The organism is Planktotalea sp., from assembly GCF_018607965.1.
Classification (GTDB): domain Bacteria; phylum Pseudomonadota; class Alphaproteobacteria; order Rhodobacterales; family Rhodobacteraceae; genus Planktotalea.
The window spans coordinates 1-4,328 of the sequence record NZ_JABBAM010000086.1 but is presented as its reverse complement, the minus strand read 5'-3'; the positions used below and the strand labels follow the sequence as shown (position 1 = coordinate 4,328).

Genomic DNA, 4,328 nt, shown 5'->3' with positions numbered 1-4,328 from the left:
TTTGTTCAGGGCGAAATCGTCGTGAAACGGCGTCACCAAAGGCGTGTAGATGCCTTCAAATTTCATGTGGACTCTCCTGTCGTGCGGCGTGTGGTATCGTCAGGCAAGGGGTCTGGCCAAACATAACGTTCAATTTCATCGCGACTAAGCGCCCAATGGTCTAGTGTTATTTCAACGGCCTTTTCAGGGCTGCGGCGTTCAATTGCATCGATCAGGAGATCATGTTGATGCGCGGCTTGTGTAATGCGCACTCCGTCATGCGGGGCAGACGCGTTATAAAAGCGTTGCGAAATGCGGGTGTGGTCAATCAACAAACGGCCCATCGCAGGCAGCAGGTAGGGATTGCCAGACATCGCACCAATGGTTTCGTGAAAATGGTGGTTAGCCAGCGCCATTGCAGGCGCGTCAAGCACGGCTTTGGCTTGCGTGAAACCAAATTGCTCAGCTTTCAATTTTGCAAGCTGAGCAAGGCTCGCGTTTTCCGCAGCAAGCCGTGAGATTGCACAATAGATGATAGGGGCTGTCTGGAAGAACTGGCGCATTGCGGCAATGTCCATGGCAGAGACAACCGCGCCTCTGTTCGCCTCTAGGCTGATGTACCCCTCGCCTGCCAAGCGTTGCAAAACTTCGCGCAAAGGCGTGCGCGACAGACCGTAGGATTCACTTAGCGAAACCTCATCCAGCGCAGCCCCCGGCGCGAGTTCAAGCGCCAGAACTCTGGCCTTCAGATCAGATATGCAGGCGTCTTTCTTAGTCATGGATTGTACGACTCACTTCATTTTTGTATTCACAGTGTATACAAATTGGTTTCAGTCAATCTTTTTCTGAAAAGCATAAGTCCAGTTGCATCACAGCTTAAGACCAGACTAATGTCCCCAAATGGTTATATCGATCGACACATTCTTTCTAGATCCCGACTCGCAAGGGACATTGCAGGCGCAAATCCAGCAGATGATCGCACAGGGCATCTTGTCAGGGCGCTATTCCAAAGGTGAAAAGCTACCCTCGTCACGCAAGCTTGCTCTGCATCTTGGTATTAGTCGGATCACAGTCACGCTGGCCTACACGGAATTGCTGTCGAACGACTATCTCACCAGCCGAGGGCGCTCTGGTTATTTCGTCTCTGAAAACGCACCAGAACCACCCAACTTTGATCCGCCCACGAAACAGACTGACACGGTCGATTGGACACGCGCGATTGGGCAAAAATTTACGGGGGGCTCCACGCCCTCAAAGCCCATGGATTGGGCTAAGTACAAATATCCTTTTATTTACGGGCAGGTTGACAAAAGCCTGTTTGATCACGCCAACTGGCGCATGTGCGCGCTGCAGGCTTTGGGTACGCGGGATTTCTCCGCACTGACGTCTGATTACTATGATCAAGACGATCCGCAGTTGATCGAATTCATTTTGCGCCACACGCTACCCCGTCGCGGAATTGTGGCGCGTCCTGAAGAAGTGTTGATCACAGTCGGCGCGCAAAACGCACTTTGGTTAACTGCACAAATTCTGCTGACCCAGCGACGTACTGCCGCGATCGAAGACCCTTGTTATCATGCGCTTCGCGATATTCTGGTACAGTCCCGTTGCCACCTTTCCAAAGTTCCCGTGGATGAGGACGGAATGCAGCCTGAGTTAATCAAAGACGGCACGGATGTGATTTTTACAACACCCAGCCATCAATGCCCCACCTCCGCCACCATGCCCCACACGCGCCGCAAAACACTCCTGAAACGGGCGAAAGAACTCGATGCGATCATCGTTGAAGACGACTACGAATTTGAGGTGTCTTTCCTTGGCGCACCCTTGCCTGCGCTAAAATCTCTCGATGCGGATGGGCGTGTGATTTATGTGGGTAGCTTTTCCAAATCGTTATTTCCAGGCCTGCGGCTTGGGTACCTAGTCGGCTCTGAACCCTTTATCCGCGAAGCGCGTGCATTGCGCGCATCCGTCTTGCGCCATCCCCCCGGTCACATCCAGAGAACTGCGGCTTATTTCCTGTCGCTTGGTCACTACGATGCGCTCGTTGGAAAAATGGGCAAAGAATTCCAGAAACGTCGCGGCGTGATGGAACAAGCCTTCGCTGAATATCAGCTTGAAATCGCAGGACGTGGCGTCTTTGGCGGGTCCAGTTTCTGGATGCGCGCACCCGAAAAAATCGACACTGAACTGCTAAGTGCTTCCCTGCGCGATGAAAACGTACTGATTGAACCGGGTCACCCCTACTTTGAGGCGGGTGATGGACCAAAGAATTTTTACAGACTGGCCTATTCCTCGATTTCAGCAGACCGCATCCCAGAAGGGGTCGCGCGGATCTCCAAACGAATTATTGAATTAATGAGACATTAAATCTCATTAATTTTGACACTGGATATATTTCAGTCTACTAACTGGCCCTAACCTGAATCTCTTCGGCTTAATAATGTCGCCACAATTCGCCTGCTCATTTTGCGGGCTCTTTTTAATTCTAAATCTCAGTCTAGGAGCGCATCCATGAAGATGACCACTGAAGAAGCTTTCGTTAAGGTTCTGCAACGCCACGGTATTGAACACGCATTCGGAATCATCGGTTCCGCAATGATGCCAATCTCGGACATCTTCCCTAAAGCGGGAATCAAGTTCTGGGATTGCGCCCACGAAGGTTCTGCCGGCATGATGGCTGACGGTTACACACGCGCAACCGGCAAGATGAGCATGATGATTGCTCAGAACGGACCCGGCATCACGAACTTCGTAACGGCCGTTAAGACCGCTTACTGGAACCACACACCATTGTTGTTGGTAACACCGCAAGCCGCGAACAAGACAATCGGCCAAGGTGGTTTCCAAGAGGTCGAGCAGATGAAACTGTTCGAAGACATGGTATCCTACCAAGAAGAAGTCCGCGACGCATCCCGCGTTGTAGAAGTCCTTACACGTGTGATTTCACAAGCCAAGCGTTTGTCTGGCCCTGCTCAAATCAACATCCCACGCGATTTTTGGACACAAGTTATCGACGTAGAAATTGCAGATCCTATTGAATTCGAAGCTTCTTCCGGCGGCACGAACTCTGTCGCAGAAGCTGCCGCACTTTTGTCTTCCGCAAAAAACCCAGTCATCTTGAACGGCGCAGGCGTTGTACTGTCCAAGGGTGGCATTGAAGCGTCCAAGCTTTTGGCCGAGCGCCTCACAGCCCCTGTTTGCGTTGGCTACCAGCACAACGACGCGTTCCCGGGTTCACACCCATTGTTTGCAGGTCCATTGGGCTACAACGGTTCAAAAGCAGGCATGGAATTGATCAAAGACGCGGACGTTGTTCTGTGCCTCGGCACACGCCTCAACCCGTTCTCCACATTGCCAGGTTACGGCATGGAGTACTGGCCAGCAGATGCGAAGATCATTCAAGTCGACATCAACCCTGACCGTATTGGCCTGACCAAGAAGGTTACTGTTGGAATTGTTGGCGATGCTGCGAAAGTTGCGGCTGGTATCTTGGCGCAACTGTCTGACGATGCAGGCGACGCAGGCCGCGACGCACGCAAAGCGAACATTGCTCAGAAGAAATCCTCATGGGCGCAAGAGCTGACATCAATGACAGACGAGAACGACGATCCGGGAACAGACTGGAACGTGCGCGCACGTGCGGCCAAGCCTGACTGGATGTCCCCACGTATGGCATGGCGCGCAATTCAGGCGGCTCTTCCACGTGAAGCGATCATCTCATCCGACATCGGTAACAACTGCGCAATCGGTAACGCCTATCCTGACTTCGACTCTGGTCGTAAGTACCTTGCACCGGGTCTGTTCGGTCCATGTGGCTACGGTCTGCCTGCGGTTGCTGGCGCAAAGATCGGCTGCCCTGATGTTCCAGTTGTAGGCTTTGCTGGCGACGGCGCATTCGGTATCGCCATGAACGAACTGACGGCGATTGGTCGCGGCGATTGGCCTGCGATGACACAAGTTGTGTTCCGTAATTACCAGTGGGGCGCGGAAAAGCGTAACTCTACGCTTTGGTTCGACGACAACTTCGTTGGTACAGAGCTGGACGAAGATGTGTCCTACGCTGGTATCGCGAACGCATGTGGTCTGAAGGGCGTCGTTGCACGCACTCAGGACGAGCTCACTGCAGCGCTGAACCAAGCGGTTAAAGATCAGATGGAGAACGGCATTACGACGCTGATCGAAGCGATGATCAACCAAGAGCTTGGTGACCCGTTCCGCCGCGACGCGATGAAAAAGCCTGTGTCTGTTGCTGGTATCAGCGCCGACGACATGGTCAAGCAGGCGGTATAAGCCTGATGTCTAGCAAAACGAACCCATCCGCTTTGCTAGATGAAGCAAACAAGCTC

General features: G+C 52.7%; 3 protein-coding genes. 2 read left to right on the top strand and 1 reads right to left on the bottom strand.

Annotated elements, in window-relative coordinates:
* Window positions 1-62: 62 nt before the first annotated feature.
* Window positions 63-758, bottom strand: coding sequence for a GntR family transcriptional regulator (locus QZ279_RS08325; protein WP_293449903.1), 696 nt, complete (start codon window positions 756-758; stop codon window positions 63-65).
* Between the two features lie 121 nt (window positions 759-879).
* On the opposite strand from QZ279_RS08325, the gene QZ279_RS08320 reads away from it, so the two are divergent.
* On the top strand, window positions 880-2,349 hold the full coding sequence (locus QZ279_RS08320) for a PLP-dependent aminotransferase family protein (RefSeq protein WP_293449902.1): 1,470 nt from the start codon (window positions 880-882) through the stop codon (window positions 2,347-2,349).
* Window positions 2,350-2,493: 144 nt separating this feature from the next.
* A complete protein-coding gene (gene xsc / locus QZ279_RS08315) occupies window positions 2,494-4,272 on the top strand; it encodes a sulfoacetaldehyde acetyltransferase (protein ID WP_293449901.1) in 1,779 nt (592 codons plus the stop codon).
* The last annotated feature ends 56 nt before the right edge of the window (window positions 4,273-4,328 follow it).